This window comes from Pseudomonas sp. FG13 (genome assembly GCF_057809755.1).
In genome coordinates this window covers 190,363-205,129 of the sequence record NZ_JBMDKO010000004.1, presented here as the reverse complement: position 1 = coordinate 205,129, position 14,767 = coordinate 190,363, and the positions used below count along the sequence as shown (strand labels likewise).

Annotated in this window: 16 protein-coding genes; 6 read left to right on the top strand and 10 right to left on the bottom strand. The window is 61.1% G+C overall.

The window, feature by feature from the left end; genetic code table 11:
- Positions 1–22: 22 nt before the first annotated feature.
- The 3 genes from ACODTO_RS06155 to ACODTO_RS06145 form a co-directional block, all read right to left on the bottom strand.
- Entirely contained in the window at positions 23–523 is a 501-nt protein-coding gene (locus ACODTO_RS06155) for a universal stress protein (RefSeq protein WP_024776684.1), read from the bottom strand.
- A gap of 87 nt (positions 524–610) precedes the next feature.
- Positions 611–1,516: a 5'-nucleotidase gene (locus ACODTO_RS06150; RefSeq protein WP_489106091.1), complete on the bottom strand. Its 906-nt coding sequence runs from the start codon at positions 1,514–1,516 to the stop codon at positions 611–613.
- A 19-nt stretch (positions 1,517–1,535) separates the two neighbouring features.
- Positions 1,536–2,489 carry a putative 2-dehydropantoate 2-reductase gene (locus tag ACODTO_RS06145; protein WP_139647026.1) on the bottom strand — a complete coding sequence of 318 codons (954 nt, stop codon included), beginning with the start codon at positions 2,487–2,489 and terminating at the stop codon, positions 1,536–1,538.
- A gap of 190 nt (positions 2,490–2,679) precedes the next feature.
- Here ACODTO_RS06145 and ACODTO_RS06140 point away from each other — a divergent pair, with 190 nt between their 5' ends.
- Positions 2,680–3,756: a 3-deoxy-7-phosphoheptulonate synthase gene (locus ACODTO_RS06140; protein ID WP_003183777.1), complete on the top strand. Its 1,077-nt coding sequence runs from the start codon at positions 2,680–2,682 to the stop codon at positions 3,754–3,756.
- A gap of 69 nt (positions 3,757–3,825) precedes the next feature.
- Here the strand turns inward: ACODTO_RS06140 and ACODTO_RS06135 are convergent, their stop codons facing one another.
- Positions 3,826–4,107: a GNAT family N-acetyltransferase gene (locus tag ACODTO_RS06135; protein ID WP_024776680.1), complete on the bottom strand. Its 282-nt coding sequence runs from the start codon at positions 4,105–4,107 to the stop codon at positions 3,826–3,828.
- 603 nt (positions 4,108–4,710) lie between these two features.
- Here ACODTO_RS06135 and oprI point away from each other — a divergent pair.
- The gene (gene oprI / locus ACODTO_RS06130) at positions 4,711–4,962 is read left to right on the top strand and encodes an outer membrane lipoprotei OprI (protein ID WP_025113130.1); all 252 of its coding nucleotides are present in this window, start codon (positions 4,711–4,713) and stop codon (positions 4,960–4,962) included.
- A 125-nt stretch (positions 4,963–5,087) separates the two neighbouring features.
- On the opposite strand, the gene ACODTO_RS06125 is transcribed toward oprI, so the two are convergent.
- The 3 genes from ACODTO_RS06125 to ACODTO_RS06115 all read right to left on the bottom strand — a co-directional run bounded on the left by ACODTO_RS06125 (position 5,088) and on the right by ACODTO_RS06115 (position 7,288).
- Complete coding sequence (locus tag ACODTO_RS06125; RefSeq protein WP_041020060.1) at positions 5,088–6,059, bottom strand: L,D-transpeptidase family protein; 972 nt, start codon at positions 6,057–6,059, stop codon at positions 5,088–5,090.
- A 273-nt stretch (positions 6,060–6,332) separates the two neighbouring features.
- Positions 6,333–6,626 carry a hypothetical protein gene (locus ACODTO_RS06120; protein ID WP_041020059.1) on the bottom strand — a complete coding sequence of 98 codons (294 nt, stop codon included), beginning with the start codon at positions 6,624–6,626 and terminating at the stop codon, positions 6,333–6,335.
- A 56-nt stretch (positions 6,627–6,682) separates the two neighbouring features.
- Positions 6,683–7,288 (bottom strand): arylesterase, encoded by a 606-nt coding sequence (locus tag ACODTO_RS06115; RefSeq protein ID WP_489106090.1) that lies wholly within the window; start codon positions 7,286–7,288, stop codon positions 6,683–6,685.
- Between the two features lie 10 nt (positions 7,289–7,298).
- On the opposite strand from ACODTO_RS06115, the gene ACODTO_RS06110 reads away from it, so the two are divergent.
- The 4 genes from ACODTO_RS06110 to ACODTO_RS06095 all read left to right on the top strand — a co-directional run bounded on the left by ACODTO_RS06110 (position 7,299) and on the right by ACODTO_RS06095 (position 12,042).
- Complete coding sequence (locus ACODTO_RS06110) at positions 7,299–7,982, top strand: ABC transporter ATP-binding protein (RefSeq protein ID WP_139647030.1); 684 nt, start codon at positions 7,299–7,301, stop codon at positions 7,980–7,982.
- Positions 7,982–10,486 carry an ABC transporter permease gene (locus ACODTO_RS06105; protein WP_139647032.1) on the top strand — a complete coding sequence of 835 codons (2,505 nt, stop codon included), beginning with the start codon at positions 7,982–7,984 and terminating at the stop codon, positions 10,484–10,486. Before ACODTO_RS06110 ends, ACODTO_RS06105 begins: the two co-directional genes overlap by 1 nt.
- A 34-nt stretch (positions 10,487–10,520) precedes the next feature.
- Positions 10,521–11,018 (top strand): transcription elongation factor GreB, encoded by a 498-nt coding sequence (gene greB / locus ACODTO_RS06100; protein ID WP_024776673.1) that lies wholly within the window; start codon positions 10,521–10,523, stop codon positions 11,016–11,018.
- Between the two features lie 136 nt (positions 11,019–11,154).
- Entirely contained in the window at positions 11,155–12,042 is an 888-nt protein-coding gene (locus ACODTO_RS06095) for a PI-PLC domain-containing protein (RefSeq protein ID WP_489106089.1), read from the top strand.
- Here the strand turns inward: ACODTO_RS06095 and ACODTO_RS06090 are convergent.
- The 3 genes from ACODTO_RS06090 to ACODTO_RS06080 form a co-directional block, all read right to left on the bottom strand.
- A complete protein-coding gene (locus ACODTO_RS06090) occupies positions 12,029–12,334 on the bottom strand; it encodes a class I SAM-dependent methyltransferase (RefSeq protein WP_139647038.1) in 306 nt (101 codons plus the stop codon). The genes ACODTO_RS06095 and ACODTO_RS06090 overlap by 14 nt on opposite strands.
- A 250-nt stretch (positions 12,335–12,584) precedes the next feature.
- Entirely contained in the window at positions 12,585–13,019 is a 435-nt protein-coding gene (locus ACODTO_RS06085) for a DoxX family protein (RefSeq protein ID WP_489106088.1), read from the bottom strand.
- Positions 13,020–13,118: 99 nt separating this feature from the next.
- A complete protein-coding gene (locus tag ACODTO_RS06080) occupies positions 13,119–14,540 on the bottom strand; it encodes an MltF family protein (RefSeq protein WP_139647042.1) in 1,422 nt (473 codons plus the stop codon).
- Positions 14,541–14,767 lie beyond the last annotated feature (227 nt).

Here is a 14,767-nt window from a genome sequence, read left to right as displayed (position 1 = left end):
TATAAACTGCCATCATTTAGCCTCAAGCTTCGCCCTGGCGCCGACGCTGCACCAGCGGCACCAGATAGACCGGCACCCGGGCCAACTGCAAAACCCGGGCGGCGGTCCTGCCCAGGGGCGTCTCACCACTAGCCCCCTGGCAGTGACTGCCTACGATCAGTAAATCGACAGAGAGTTTCGCCGCCTGTTCGAGAATGACCTGGGAAGGATCGCCCTGAAACACCCTGACCGATCTGATCAGCTTCAAATCCTGCTGCCCCTCCCCCAGCTCCTCCCGGAAACTGTCGAGAACCCTCTGTTCGATATTGGCCATCACCGTATTCAGACCCTGGCGATGAAATTCGTTCAGCGCCTGCTCGTCGAGATAGCTTTGTAACACCGATTCGGCGAACAGCCCCATCGGTTCTACCGCATGCACTACATACAACTCGGCTTCAAACGTCCGTGCCAACGCCAAGGCATGCTGCATCACATAAGGGGCATAGAGCCCCAAGTCTGTGGCGTACAGCATCGAGCGAATCATGTGACCTCCTCGCGTGCCAGAATGGCGGAGATGGATTCAGCTTAGCAGTGCCTTGAGGAGTGCGACGGGCCCTGGAAAACGGGACAGTCAGGGCTTCACTTCGTTACTGATGCAATGGGGCACGTGACCGGTGGCGACTACCTCGCGCGCCAGTTCGCAATGGCCCGTCTGGTCGTCGAAAAACACGTCGGCGGCAAAGGCTTCGAGGAACGCGGATTTTGTCAGGCCACCGAGAAACAGTGATTCGTCCAGGCGGATGTCCCACTCGCGCAAGGTCCGGATGACCCGCTCGTGGGCCGGTGCCGAACGGGCGGTGACCAGCGCCGTGCGGATCGGGCAGGCATCCTCCGGGAACTCCCGTTGCAGTGCATTGAGCGCCGCCAGGAAACCCTTGAATGGCCCACCGCGCAACGGCTCGCGGGCTGACTGCCGTTCGCTGGCCTGGAACGCCTCGAGACCACCGGTCTGATAGACACGTTCCGACTCATCGGAGAACAGCACCGCATCACCATCGAAGGCAATGCGCAGCTCCTCACTGGCAGCGCGGCTGGCACCGCCCGACAGAATGGTGGCCGCAGCGAAGCCGGCGTCCAGGGCACTGCGCACGTCTTCGGCATGGGTGGACAAGAACAGATCGCAGCCGAATGCCTTGAGGTAGGGATAAGGACTGCGTCCGCCGACGAACGCGGCGCGGGAGATCGCCAAGCCATAGTGGTGGATCGAGTTGAACACTCGCAGGCCCGTGTCGGCGCTGTTGCGCGACACCAGAATCACCTCGACCCGGGCACGCCCCAGGTGCTCGTTGAGGCTCAGCAGCTTCTGCACGAGGGCGAACGCGTCGCCGGGTTCGAGGACTTCGTCTTCATGCTCGATCTGATACTGCCGATAGGCCTCGACACCTTCCGACAGATACACCTTGTGGCTTTCGCTCAGGTCGAACAGCGCCCGCGACGAAATCGCCAGCACCAGTTTGTCATCGATGTTGCTTGCCATGTCGCTCCCCTTCGCCCGATCAGCGGTTGCGCCGATCCATGAACGCCAACGCCTGGTACAAGGCTTCCATTTTCGGCAGATCACACCCCGCCGCTTTCGCCGACGCCAATGGCCGGCCGTAGATCGCGTCCAGTTCGAGCACGCGCTTGTGGGAATAATCGTGATACATGCTCGGCCAGTAATCGGCCATCTTTTCGGTCATCGCGAACAAATACCCGGCGTAATCCGGTGCAATGTGATGTCCGCAGGCCTGGGCTCCGCGTACCACTTCGGCCATCAACGCCTGGATCAGCCCACGGCTGTGGTGGTCGGCCATCAGCGGCGTGGTGCTGGCCCCCAGCAGGACCGAAAGACCGTTGTAGGGCACGTTCCACACCAGTTTCTGCCAGCGCGCCTGTTGCAGGTCGGGCATCGCCTGGGAATCCACGCCGGCTGTCCGGAACAGCCCTGCCGCTGCGTCGACAACCGCCATGCGTTCAGCCTGGTCCCGGCATGGACCGCTGTGATAGCCGATGTTGACCGAGCCGAGGGCCTGGTGGGCGACGACACCTGGGCCAACGCGGTGTACGCAGATCAGGCACAGGCCGCCCAACAGATGCAGCGACTCGGGCAGCAAGGGGCGAAGTTGGTCTTCGACATCGAGGCCGTTCTGCAGCAGCAGGACCTTCGCACCGTCAGCCGCCGCCTGGATGATGGCCGGGGCCAGGTCCGCGTTGCTGGTGGTCTTGGCACCGACCAGCAACCAGTCGCAGGGTGGCATGTCGACTGCGCTGCTATACGCCTGGACCGGATCGAGGCTCAAGGGCCCGTGGACCGCGCTGTCGATACGCAAGCCATTCTCGGCCACCGCTGCGAATTCGCTGCGCAATAAGAAGTGCACATCAAAACCGGCGCGCGCCAGCATGACCCCATAGAACCCGCCGATTGCCCCGGTACCGATCATCCCGATCCTGGGTTTTACGCCTGCCTGCATCTTTGCTACTCCTCTTGTAAAGCCTTGCTCCCACAAAAGCTGGGATAAATCCCCTTGAAACCGGCCTCAGCCCATTGTCGAGCAACCTCGTAACGCGCTAAGGTTCGGCTCCCCGACGCGCTTAAATCCGCTGTGCACCGCCGCGCGGGGATCGCTGGCGGCCGGCACCCGTGACCTGACGAGTAACACGATGGCTGATTTACCGATCAATGACCTTAACGTCGCCTCCAACGAGACCCTCATCACGCCTGACCAGCTCAAGCGCGATATCCCCCTGAGCGACGCTGCCCTGCGCACCGTGACCAAGGGGCGGGAAGTCATCCGCAACATTCTCGACGGCACCGACCATCGCCTGTTCGTGGTCATCGGGCCCTGCTCGATCCATGACATCAAGGCCGCCCACGAATATGCCGAGCGCCTGAAAGTGCTGGCAGCGGAAGTCTCCGATACCTTGTATCTGGTCATGCGGGTGTATTTCGAGAAACCCCGGACCACCGTCGGCTGGAAAGGCCTGATCAACGACCCGTACCTGGACGACTCGTTCAAGATCCAGGATGGCTTGCACATCGGTCGCCAACTGCTGCTGGACCTGGCCGAGATGGGCCTGCCCACCGCGACCGAAGCCCTGGACCCGATCTCCCCGCAATACCTCCAGGACCTGATCAGTTGGTCCGCCATCGGCGCGCGCACCACCGAATCCCAGACCCACCGAGAGATGGCCTCCGGCCTGTCTTCGGCCGTGGGCTTCAAGAACGGCACCGACGGCGGCCTCACCGTCGCCATCAACGCCCTGCAATCGGTTTCCAGCCCTCACCGCTTCCTCGGCATCAACCAGGAAGGCGGCGTGTCCATCGTCACCACCAAGGGCAATGCCTACGGTCACGTGGTGCTGCGCGGTGGCAACGGCAAGCCCAACTACGATTCGGTCAGCGTCGCGCTGTGTGAGCAGGCGCTGAACAAGGCGAAGATCAAGCCGAACATCATGGTCGACTGCAGCCACGCCAACTCCAACAAGGACCCGGCGCTGCAACCCCTGGTGATGGAGAACGTGGCCAACCAGATCCTGGAAGGCAACCAGTCGATTATCGGCCTGATGGTCGAGAGTCACCTGAACTGGGGCTGCCAGGCGATCCCGAAAGACCTCGCCGACTTGCAGTACGGCGTGTCCATCACCGACGCCTGCATCGACTGGAGCGCGACTGAAAACACCCTGCGTAGCATGCACGCCAAACTCAAGGACGTGCTGCCAAAGCGTCAGCGCAGCTGAGGCCAATCACCGCACAATAAAAAACGCCGGGCTTTCAACCCGGCGTTTTTTATTGTGGAATCCGTTGCGTCAGAGCTTCGCCGCGTGCCGCTGGTGCCGCTCCATGTAGCGCTCCACATAGGAGCAGGACGGGATCACCGTATAGCCCATATCTTCGGCGTACTGCAGCGCCTTCTCGGTCAGTGCTGCCGCAATCCCTCTGCCACGCAAGGCGTTGGGCACGAACGTCCGATAGATATCCAGGGTCTGCTTGCCCAGGTCCATATAGGTCAGATAGGCACGATGACCGTCCACAGTGGTCTCGAACTGATGACCAGCCTGGTCATGGTGGATGGACAACGCCTCGCTCATCACTACTCCTCGCGGGTCTAAATGCTGACCCCTACCTTACCGATGTTTTTCCGGCGAAGGAACATCTACGCCACCCCGTGCCTGTCCGGTCACCGAGCGCAAAAAAATCAATCACTCAAACCCGAGCACGTCGTGAATAGTAGGCACCAATGACGCAAATGCTCAAGGCACACCTGTCATTGGAGGGTAGCCTCGTCGGATTTAGCGAAGGCGCAATAGCTGAACATCGCCAGTTGTTGAGTCTTGAGACGAGCGCGCGTAGTTAAAGTCACCACTCCTACCAATAAAGATGCCCGGGACGCTGCGCAAAAAATGAACAAAAGTGTAGGCGAATCAATAAACAGCGACTTTAGCGACCCTGCCGGAGTTCCTCTCGCCAGCGGAACTTTTGTGCACTGACGCGCTCCATTCAAGGGCTTGGCGCTGTGTATTTTTTAAACAACAGCAAGAAAAGTTGCTCGAAAAAGAATCACCGCCTACAATTTTTTTGCTTCTTGCGCTACGTCAGTTTACTTACTACAAGTAATGGGTAGTATGTACGCCGGCTAACTCCTCACTCTGAGGAGACAGTCACTAAATAGAAAGTCCTTGAAGGGGAACACGATGAACAACGTTCTGAAATTCTCTGCTCTGGCCCTGGCCGCAGTTCTGGCTACCGGTTGCAGCAGCGCATCGAAAGAAACCGAAGCACGTCTGACTGCTACCGAAGACGCAGCAGCTCGCGCCCAAGCTCGTGCAGACGAAGCCTACCGTAAAGCTGATGAAGCTCTGGCTGCTGCTCAAAAAGCACAACAGACTGCTGACGAAGCTAACGAGCGTGCTCTGCGCATGCTGGACAAAGCTAGCCGCAAGTAATAGTCCCTCGGGATTGTTATCGAGCCGACCCATTTTTTGGGTCGGCTTTTTTATTGCCTGGTGTTTTCCCCGGGCAATAAAAAACCCGCCGGCATCGCAAAACGCCGGCGGGTCGAAACAGAACCTTACTGCTGCAAGTCGATCGGTGCGCTCGAAACCATCGGTGCCGACGCATTTGGCACGGCGATCTCGACCGGCAGGCCATCTTCGGCAGCCACCACGTCACGCACCACGTTCCAGTCCATGCGCAGGTTGCTGGTGATGTCTTCGCGCTTGAGCATCGCGTTGATCACCGCGGTGTGCTTGTCCACCACCGACGGGTTGCCCTTGTCGTCCAGCGGTGTATGGGCTTCCAGGTAAACCTTGCCGCCACTCAAGCCCAGCTTGTAGGGGTCGTTGATGATCCGCACCGACGTGCCCACCGGCACCATGCCGGCCATCTCCAGAACGTTGTTGTTGAACATCCGGAAGCAACCGTGGCTGGTGCGCATGCCGATACCGAATTTCTTGTTCGAGCCGTGGATCAGATAGCCCGGGGTGCCCAGGGTGAACTTGAAAGGCCCCAGCGGGTTGTCCGGGCCAGCCGGCACCACATTCGGCAGCGGGTCGCCATCGGCGGCATGCTCGGCCTTGATCGAGGCCGGTGGGGTCCAGGTCGGGTTCGGCGTCTTGGCCGTGATGCTCGTGTGGGCGATTGGCGAGCCCCAACCTTCACGGCCGATCCCCAGCGGGAAGGTGTAGACCACGTTCCGGCCCTTGGGGAAGTAGTAGAGGCGGTACTCGGCAAGGTTGATCACGATGCCTTCGCGCGGACCTGGCGGCAGGATGAAACGGGTCGGCAGCACGATCTCCGTACCGGCGCCCGGCAACCAGGGGTCGACGCCCGGGTTGGCGGCGACCATCTCGGTGTAACCCAGGTCATAGGTCGTGCCCAGGTCGGCGAAGGTGTCTTCGTATTTGGCCTTGATCACTTGTACCTGGCCGACAATGTCCTCACCCGGCGGTGGCAGGGGCAGCTGCAGTGCAGCAACGGGTCCCGCCATACACAGGGCGGCAAGAGACAGGCAGCGGGCGACGGCAGGCAAGCGCAGCAACATCCGGGACATCCTTCGCAGATCGAATAGAGGTATTAAAACGGCGATTGTACACCGCAGGCCGGTATTACGGGGAGAGCGGCGATGGCGCGTCCGATATGCGTCCTGTGGGAGCCAAGCTTGCTCGCGATAGCGACAGACCAGTCAACATTGTTGCTGACTGGCTTATCGCAATCGCGAGCAAGCTTGGCTCCCACAGTTTGTGGCTTAACTGACTGGCATCAGGGCAAGCCTTGCTCCCACAGTCCCCCCAAGGGCATGCCTTGAATCCTGCGATTACAGCTCGAACCGCAGTTCCGGCCAGATCGGTGAGGTACCGCGCTTCTGGGACTCGAGGATCGCCCGGCACAGCGAGCACAGGCGATGATCCTGGAATATCCGGCGATCAACGCCAGACCAGCGCGGCTGGGCCGGCAGCAGGCTGCCGCAGAGGGTCCGGTCCGCCGAACCACCGAGCTCCAGCTGCCGGGTCACCAGATGCACCCGCACTTCCTGGCAGGCGAACAGGTCCAGCTGTTCGTCAGGCTCGATCAGTTGGTAGGCAAACAAGGACCAGGCGGGACGCGGCATCGGGGGCTCCAAATCGGGGGCGCCACATTAGCCGAAAGCCCGCCTGTAGAAAAGCGTCAAAGCAGCGGTTTCAGTGTCGGCCAGACATTTTCCAGCAACTTGCCCTGGGCCGCGACGGACGGGTGCAATCCGTCGCCCTGCATCATCCCCGGAACCCCACCGATGTCCTGGAGGAAAAACGGCACCAGCGGCACTTTTTTCTCATCGGCCAGAGCGCTATAGACCTTGGCGAAGGCATCGGTGTAGCGCCGACCGTAGTTGGGAGGCAGCTGCATACCCAGCAGCAACACCTTTGCACCGCTGGCGCGGGAGGCGTCAATCATCGCTGCAAGGTTTTGTTGCAATTGTGTTGGCGGCTGTCCGCGCAAGCCATCGTTGCCGCCCAACTCCAGGATCACCAGGTCCGGCTTATGGGCTGCAAGCAGCGCCGGCAGCCGCGCCTGGCCTCCTCCGCTGGTGTCGCCACTGATGGACGCATTGACCACTTTGTCGTCAAAACCCTCGGCCTTGAGCCGTTGTTCGAGCAATGACACCCAGCCTTGCCGGGTATCCAGGCCGAAAGCCGCGCTGATACTATCGCCAACGATCAGGACTGTACCCGCCGCTGCGTTCTGGACCATGCACATCAAGGCCAGGCCGGCACTCAAAAACCACACACGCATCGGATTCTCCATGGGCTCAAGCATTCTCACCGCGAAGGACCTTAGCAAAGTGGTTCCCAGCGCGGAAGGTGAACTGACCATCCTGCACGAACTCAGCTTGGAACTGAACAAGGGCGACAGCCTGGCCATCGTCGGCGCCTCCGGTTCCGGCAAATCCACTCTCCTGGGCCTGCTGGCCGGCCTGGACCTGCCCAGCAAGGGTGAAGTGACCCTCGCCGGGCAGGCCCTCAGTGCGCTGGACGAAGACCAGCGGGCGCGAATCCGCGCAGAGCACGTCGGCTTCGTCTTCCAGTCGTTCCAACTGCTCGACAGCCTCAATGCGCTGGAAAACGTCATGCTGCCGCTGGAGCTGGACGGTCGCAAGGATGCCCGCGAACGCGCCACGGAACTGTTGCAGCGGGTCGGCCTGGGCCAACGCCTCACCCACTCGCCGCGCCAGCTCTCCGGTGGCGAGCAGCAGCGCGTGGCCATTGCCCGCGCCTTCGCCGCCGAGCCCGACGTGCTTTTCGCCGACGAGCCCACCGGCAACCTCGACAGCCACACCGGCGAGCGCATCAGCGATCTTTTGTTCGAACTGAACAAGGAAAGCGGCACGACCCTGGTGCTGGTCACCCATGACGAACGCCTGGCCCATCGTTGCCGGCGCCTGATCCGACTTGAAGCCGGCCAGATGGTCGCCCCCCTGGAGCCTTGATGGCACGCTTGCCGCTGTTGCGCCTGTTCAGTCTCGCCGTCCGTCAATTGCTGCGCGACGCCCGCGCCGGCGAGTTGCGTGTGTTGTTCTTCGCCTTGCTGGTCGCGGTGGCGGCAAGCACCGCCATCGGCTACTTCGGCGCCCGTCTCAACGGCGCGATGATGCTGCGCGCCACCGAATTCCTCGGTGCGGACCTGCTGCTTGAAGGCAGCTCGCCTGCCCGCCCCGAACAGATCCGCAGCGGCACTGAGCTGGGTCTGGAGCACGCTCTTGTCGTGGAGTTCTCCAGCGTCGTCGCCACCGACAACGGTATCCAGCTGTCCAGCGTCAAGGCTGCCGACGACCTCTACCCGTTACGCGGCGAACTGAAAAGCGCCCCGTCCCCCTTCGCCCCGGAAGAATCCGGAGGACGACCGAACCCGGGCGAGGCGTGGGTCGAAGCCCGACTGCTGACAGCACTGGACCTGAAGATCGGCGACAGCATCGATGTCGGCAACATCACCTTGCGCCTGAGCCGGGTGCTGACTTACGAACCGGATCGCGCCGGCAATTTCTACAGCCTCACACCCCGGGTCATGATCAACCTCAAGGACCTGGAAGCCACTGGCGTGGTACAGCCGGGCAGTCGTGTCAGCTATCGCGATCTCTGGCGAGGCCCGGCGTCCGCCCTGCAAACCTATCGCGACCTGATCAAGCCGGGCCTGGAAGCCAACCAGCGCCTGCAGGATGCCCGCGACGGCAACCGGCAGATCGGTGGCGCCCTGGGCAAGGCCGAGCGCTACCTGAACATGGCCAGCCTGGTGGCTGTGCTCCTCTCCGGCGTTGCGGTCGCGCTCTCCGCCAACCGTTTCGCCACCCGACGTTTCGATGCCAGTGCGCTGCTGCGCTGCCTGGGCTTGTCACGTCGGGAAACCATGGTGCTGTTCAGCCTGCAACTGACGGTACTGGGCCTGCTGGCGAGCCTCAGCGGCGCCCTGCTCGGCTGGGTCGCCCAATTGGGGTTGTTCGCCTTGCTGCATGACCTGCTACCCGCCACCGTACCGCCCGGCGGCCTGCTGCCGGCAATCGCCGGGATCGGCACCGGGCTGGTGGCGCTGGCAGGGTTCGCCCTGCCGCCCCTGGCCGCGCTGGGGCGGGTGCCGCCGTTGCGCGTATTGCGCCGGGACATGCTGCCCATCCCCTCCAGTACCTGGGTGGTCTATGGTGCCGCGCTGGGTGCCCTTGGCCTGATCATGTGGCGCCTGAGCCTGGACCTGGTGCTGACCTTCGCCCTGCTCGGCGGCGGCGTCGTCGCCGCGCTGGTGCTGGGCGGCCTGCTGTTGCTGCTGCTCCAGAGCCTGCGCCGGATGCTCGCCCGCGCGTCCCTGCCCTGGCGGCTGGGGCTCGGCCAATTGCTGCGCCATCCCCTGGCTGCGGCCGGCCAGGCATTGGCATTCGGCCTGATCCTGTTGTCCATGGCGTTGATCGCACTGTTGCGTGGCGAGTTGCTGGATACCTGGCAAAACCAGCTGCCGAAAAATGCCCCCAACTACTTCGCCCTGAACATCCTGCCCAATGACAAGCAGGCCTTCACCGACAAGCTGTTGCAGTTGTCGGCGCAATCGGCCCCGCTCTATCCCGTGGTGCCGGGGCGACTCATCAGCATCAATGGCGAGCCGGCCAAGGAGTTCGTCACCAAGGACTCGGCCGGGGACCGGGCACTGCAGCGCGACCTGAGCCTGACCTGGGCTGCGGACCTGCCGGAAGGCAACGTCGTCACCGCCGGGAACTGGTGGCCACAGCAGCCACCGGACGATATACCGGGGGTTTCGGTGGAGGGCAAAGTGGCCGAGAACCTGCAGATCAAACTGGGCGACCGGCTGGTGTTCAGCGTGGGTGGCGTCAACCGAGAAGCGAAGGTCACCAGCCTGCGGGAGATCAACTGGGACAACTTCCAGCCCAACTTCTTCATGATCTTCCAACCCGGCACCCTGAAGGACCTGCCGGCCACCTATCTCACCAGTTTCTATCTGGCCGCCGGTCACGACCAGCAGATTGTCGACCTGGCCCGGGCCTTTCCGGCAGTGACGATTCTGCAGGTCGAAGCCTTGCTGCAACAACTGCGCAGCATTCTGGCCCAGGTGACCCTGGCCGTGGAGTACGTGCTGCTGTTTGTCCTGGCGGCGGGCATGGCCGTGCTGTTCTCCGGCCTGCAGGCCACCCTCGATGAACGGATTCGTCAAGGCGCGTTGCTGCGGGCCCTGGGGGCAGAACGTCCCTTGCTGGTCAAGGCCCGACGCATCGAATTCGGCCTGTTGGGTGCAGTCAGCGGGTTACTGGCGGCCCTGGGTTCGGAACTGGTCAGTCTGGTGCTTTACCGCTTTGCCTTCGACCTGCCCTGGCATCCGCATCCATGGTTGCTGATGTTGCCGCTGGCGGGCGCATTGCTGATCGGCGCTGCGGGGGTGTTCGGCACCCGGCGGGCGCTCAACGCCAGCCCGCTGACAGTGTTGCGCGAGGGTTGATAGACTTCCGTCCTTACCACCACAAGAAGTTGCCATGAGCCGTTATCGCCCACCTCGTACCGCAGGCACCGCGCTGATCACCCCCGAGGGCGAGGCGCGGATGCGCGCCGAGTTCCACGAGCTTTGGCATGTGCGCCGCCCTCAAGTGACCCAGGCGGTCAGCGAGGCGGCGGCCCAGGGTGATCGCTCGGAAAATGCCGAATACACCTACGGCAAGAAAATGCTGCGGGAAATCGACAGCCGCGTCCGCTTCCTCACCAAGCGCCTCGAAGCACTCAAAGTCGTCAGTGAAAAACCCAGCGACCCGAATAAGGTGTATTTCGGCGCCTGGGTCACGGTCGAAGACGAGGACGGTAACGAGGCTCGCTATCGCATCGTCGGCCCCGACGAGCTGGATCTGAAACAGAACCTGATCAGTATCGACTCGCCACTGGCACGGGCGCTGATTGGCAAGGCATTGGATGCTGAAGTCAGGGTGCAGACACCGACAGGCGAGAAGCGGGTGTATGTCGTGGACATCACTTATCCATGAGCCGCCGATAAAGCCCAGCGGCCTCGAAACATCCCAGCAAACTTGATCCTTTGACAAGATGACAGCGCTGCGCAAAATGACCGGCGCACGCTGCCTCGTGCCTTTCGCTCAGAACATTATTCAAGGATGAATAATCATGAAGGCTACCCACCATGGATTGGACTGCTGGATGTACAACACCCCTCAGTTATACAAACTGCGTATCGACGAATTGATTCTGCCCGGCACCCATGACTCCGGCGCAGACAAAAAAGCCCCCAACCCTACGTTGCCTCAGGAAAAGACCCAGGACGTGCCGATCATCGAACAGGTCCTGGCGGGCTTTCGCGTGCTCGACCTGCGCGTGGTGTTCTCCGCCACCGCCCCTGTCGGCAGTGACAAGCGCTTCCAACTGTTTCACCTCACCTCCTCCGGACGCACGGTGGGCGGTGACGTTCTGGCTCCGTTGAATGATTTTTACGACGACCCCGAGCACAAGGCCACGAGGGCCAAGGAAATCGTTATCTTGAACTTTCATAAATTCAAGCATTTCAACCGGACCATCCACCAGGAACTGCACAGCCTGATCGATTCGAAAATCGGACAACGGCTGATCCCCCGGAACTGGCGGCGTTCAACGCTGGAAGATATATGGACCCATCGTCCGGAGAAGACCGTTGTGATTTCCTACAATCACCGCGTCAGGGCGAAGTACTGGAAGGGCGTGGAGCATCAATGGAGCGGTAAGAACCTGAACTCCACCGCGGCCTTGAAAGCATTCATGGATGAGCAATCCGCCAGGCAGAAACCCGACTTCGTATTGCGCTCGATACAATGCGCGAAATACGTGTTGCCTCTTCATCTTCCCGACGACTTCAGTGAAAAGATAGATGAGTGGTTCGAGTCCAGGGACAGTAGCAGCTATATCCAGCGCTTCCACATCATCAACACCGATTGGTCGACCCGCAGCCGGATTGTATTCAACTGCATGCACGCCAACGGTCTCAAGGCGTCGGCCAAGGCAGGCAGCCTCAGCGCCGGGTGATCAGCCCTTGCCGCGCCACACGGGTCAACTGCCGGATCATTTCAGGCGCATCCGCCGCACTGGGTGACTGGATGACCGCCAGATCGAAGCTATCGCTGGCGAAACGTGCCAGGGACTCGCCATCTTCGACAAACTGGATCAGGAATGCAGCGGGCCCGTGGCTGCGCCGCGGCCAGCCGTCGAGATAACGCAACAACGTTGGCTGATGGGTACCGCCCAAGAGGATTTTGGGATTGCGCTGAAGGCTCGCCGTAATCGGCGCAAGACGTACAAGGGGACTGGGTGCGTTCATCGTGTCGTGTCTCTGCCTCAAAAAGTCTGCATGGCAGGTGAGAGGCAACACCGAACCAGCGCTTTAGCGGTATTTCGAAGCCTGTTCCAAGCTTCTGACGATGACTGGATGAGTCACCTGGCGCCCCGCAAGTAGCTGTTTAAATCGGCGCATGGACAGCATCCTAGAGAAGCCGACGGGCCAGTGTCAAGAATCTGCAGCCACAAAAAAGGCCCGTACCAGACGGGCCTTCGATGGTTGTACTCGATGATCAGCTAGCGATGGCGCGATCGACCGACAGCTTGCCTGCACCCTCGATCAACACCGCAATGCTCGCGGCCAGCAGCGCCAGGGCAAACTCATAACCGTTGTTGGCCATGAACAGGCCATTGCCGATGTGCACGGAAAAAATAGCCACCAGGGACAGGAAAGCCAACCCCAACGCCGCCGGACGAACCAGCAGGCCAACGATCAAGGCCAACCCGGCGAAAAACTCGGTGCCACCGGCCAATGTGGCCATTACGTAGCCGGGTGTCAGGCCGATGCTTTCCATCCACTGCGCGGTTCCCGCCAGCCCGTAGCCACCAAACAGACCAAAGAGCTTTTGCGAGCCGTGAGCCGCAAAAATGACACCGACCGCAATGCGAAGGACGGTCAGGCCGTAGCCGGCACGGGTGGACAGGATTTTATTGACGAAAGAGCTCATGGGTTCATTTCCTTGGGAAGGTTGGGTTGGTCGCTATATTAATCAATAAAACTCATGTTAAAAACGCAATATATCCGTCATACCAATCAACTTATTCGATCATTTGCGCAGTGCAACCTTTTGTTCCTTCGGCTCCAACGACTCCCGCTCCCGATCAAACGCCAGATAGTACTTATTCACACTATTAACGTAGCTGACGGCGCCCATTCCTACCTGCTCCATGGCAATACGTTCGACCTGGAAAAACCACTGGTTGGGATTCAGTCCACGCCGCCGGGCCTCGGCACGCATGCCCTGGACGCGTTCGGGACCCATGTTGTAGGCAGCCAATACAAAGGCCATGCGTTCGCGCTCGTTGAGCTTGGGGCTGGAAAAAAACTTGCGGCGGATCATGGCCAGGTACTTGGCGCCGGCCTGGACATTGGCGTCCAGGTTCTGAATGTTGCCGACCCCGACCCGCTGCGCCGCCGCCGGAGTGATCTGCATGAGCCCGGTGGGACCGCTACCGCTTCGGGCGCTGGGTTGCAGAGCGGACTCCTTGAAGGCCAGGGCCGCGAGGTTGAGCCAGTCCATATCCTGGGCCTCGGCATGTTTTTGCAGCACCGGGCGCAGTTTCTCCAGCCGCTGGCGGTCGGCCCGAGCCAGCGGATAATGAACCTGGTACAAACGACGATAGATGCGCAGGAACGCAGCGTCCTCGTTGGACGGTACCTTGTAGGTCGTCAGGAAGCCGTTGATGCTCGCCCGCAGCATGGCGGCGTCGCGGCGAACGAACCAGTGCTCGTTATCCGGCTCACCGATCAGCAACTGCCGGTCGAAGCGCAGCTTGGGCAGGATCTTGCCCCAGCGCTCGGCGATGGGTTGCTCGACAATGGTCAGATGGAAAATCCCTCCCTGGACCATTTCCAGCACATCCTCGACCGCCAGGGTGGGGTCGACCCATTCGATCTTCACCGGTGATAACTTGAGCAAAGCCAGCTTCTGGTTGATCTGCCCCACCGCGTCCCCCGCCGCACTGCCGTTGGGCAAGGCCAGGGTCTTGCCGGACAACTGCTCCACCCGCGTGTAGCGCTTCTCCCCCTTGATGCCCACCAGCATCAAGGGCACGCCACTGCGAATCGGATCGCTGGCACTGACCGCGTGACTGGCCAAGGGCTCAAGCAATTCACCCGGCGCCACGAGGTCGCCCTCTCCGCGTTGCAGGGCACCGAGCAACTGGTCCTTGGCCTTGGGGATGATCTTGAGGGTGATTTCCTGGCCATCCCGGGCATGACCGTTAAGGTATTGTTCGAACGCCCGCAACCGGTGGTATTCGACGCCGATGGGTTGCCCCTGGACTTCACCGGAACTGTTGCGGCTCTGGTTGACCAATACTTTCAGCACTCGACTGCTGCGGATCTGCGCCAGGTCACGCACCGTACCCGGCGCCACCGCCTGCACCGGCCCAGGCAGCCGCGCCTCCGCCGGCATTGGCAGCAGCAGCGAACAACACAGCAGTAAGAACACCTGGGGACGTGTCATCCACTCTCCGGAAGGAATACCGCGACCCGCCTTCTTGAAAAAAGAGGCTTGGGTCGACAGGAACAGAGCACCTGGGGCGCTGAAAAGTGCGCAAGACTGGCACAGTGATGGCGTTTATACCAACCCGACCTGTCTCATGGCCTCAACAGACAGCCTCAACTCGTTGTAGTTCTTGGCTTTTCTTATAAATCTACAGCTCTGATATGCTTTCCGGCCTTTGGGCCGAG

What these genes read in the sequence shown, in the direction of transcription:
- ACODTO_RS06155 (WP_024776684.1), bottom strand. Translation starts at nt 523, where the DNA reads ATGATTCGCTCGATGCTGTACGCCACAGACTTGGGGCTCTATGCCCCT.
- ACODTO_RS06150 (WP_489106091.1), bottom strand. Translation starts at nt 1,516, where the DNA reads ATGGCAAGCAACATCGATGACAAACTGGTGCTGGCGATTTCGTCGCGG.
- ACODTO_RS06145 (WP_139647026.1), bottom strand. Translation starts at nt 2,489, where the DNA reads ATGCAGGCAGGCGTAAAACCCAGGATCGGGATGATCGGTACCGGGGCA.
- ACODTO_RS06140 (WP_003183777.1), top strand. Translation starts at nt 2,680, where the DNA reads ATGGCTGATTTACCGATCAATGACCTTAACGTCGCCTCCAACGAGACC.
- ACODTO_RS06135 (WP_024776680.1), bottom strand. Translation starts at nt 4,107, where the DNA reads ATGAGCGAGGCGTTGTCCATCCACCATGACCAGGCTGGTCATCAGTTC.
- oprI (WP_025113130.1), top strand. Translation starts at nt 4,711, where the DNA reads ATGAACAACGTTCTGAAATTCTCTGCTCTGGCCCTGGCCGCAGTTCTG.
- ACODTO_RS06125 (WP_041020060.1), bottom strand. Translation starts at nt 6,059, where the DNA reads ATGTTGCTGCGCTTGCCTGCCGTCGCCCGCTGCCTGTCTCTTGCCGCC.
- ACODTO_RS06120 (WP_041020059.1), bottom strand. Translation starts at nt 6,626, where the DNA reads ATGCCGCGTCCCGCCTGGTCCTTGTTTGCCTACCAACTGATCGAGCCT.
- ACODTO_RS06115 (WP_489106090.1), bottom strand. Translation starts at nt 7,288, where the DNA reads ATGCGTGTGTGGTTTTTGAGTGCCGGCCTGGCCTTGATGTGCATGGTC.
- ACODTO_RS06110 (WP_139647030.1), top strand. Translation starts at nt 7,299, where the DNA reads ATGGGCTCAAGCATTCTCACCGCGAAGGACCTTAGCAAAGTGGTTCCC.
- ACODTO_RS06105 (WP_139647032.1), top strand. Translation starts at nt 7,982, where the DNA reads ATGGCACGCTTGCCGCTGTTGCGCCTGTTCAGTCTCGCCGTCCGTCAA.
- greB (WP_024776673.1), top strand. Translation starts at nt 10,521, where the DNA reads ATGAGCCGTTATCGCCCACCTCGTACCGCAGGCACCGCGCTGATCACC.
- ACODTO_RS06095 (WP_489106089.1), top strand. Translation starts at nt 11,155, where the DNA reads ATGAAGGCTACCCACCATGGATTGGACTGCTGGATGTACAACACCCCT.
- ACODTO_RS06090 (WP_139647038.1), bottom strand. Translation starts at nt 12,334, where the DNA reads ATGAACGCACCCAGTCCCCTTGTACGTCTTGCGCCGATTACGGCGAGC.
- ACODTO_RS06085 (WP_489106088.1), bottom strand. Translation starts at nt 13,019, where the DNA reads ATGAGCTCTTTCGTCAATAAAATCCTGTCCACCCGTGCCGGCTACGGC.
- ACODTO_RS06080 (WP_139647042.1), bottom strand. Translation starts at nt 14,540, where the DNA reads ATGACACGTCCCCAGGTGTTCTTACTGCTGTGTTGTTCGCTGCTGCTG.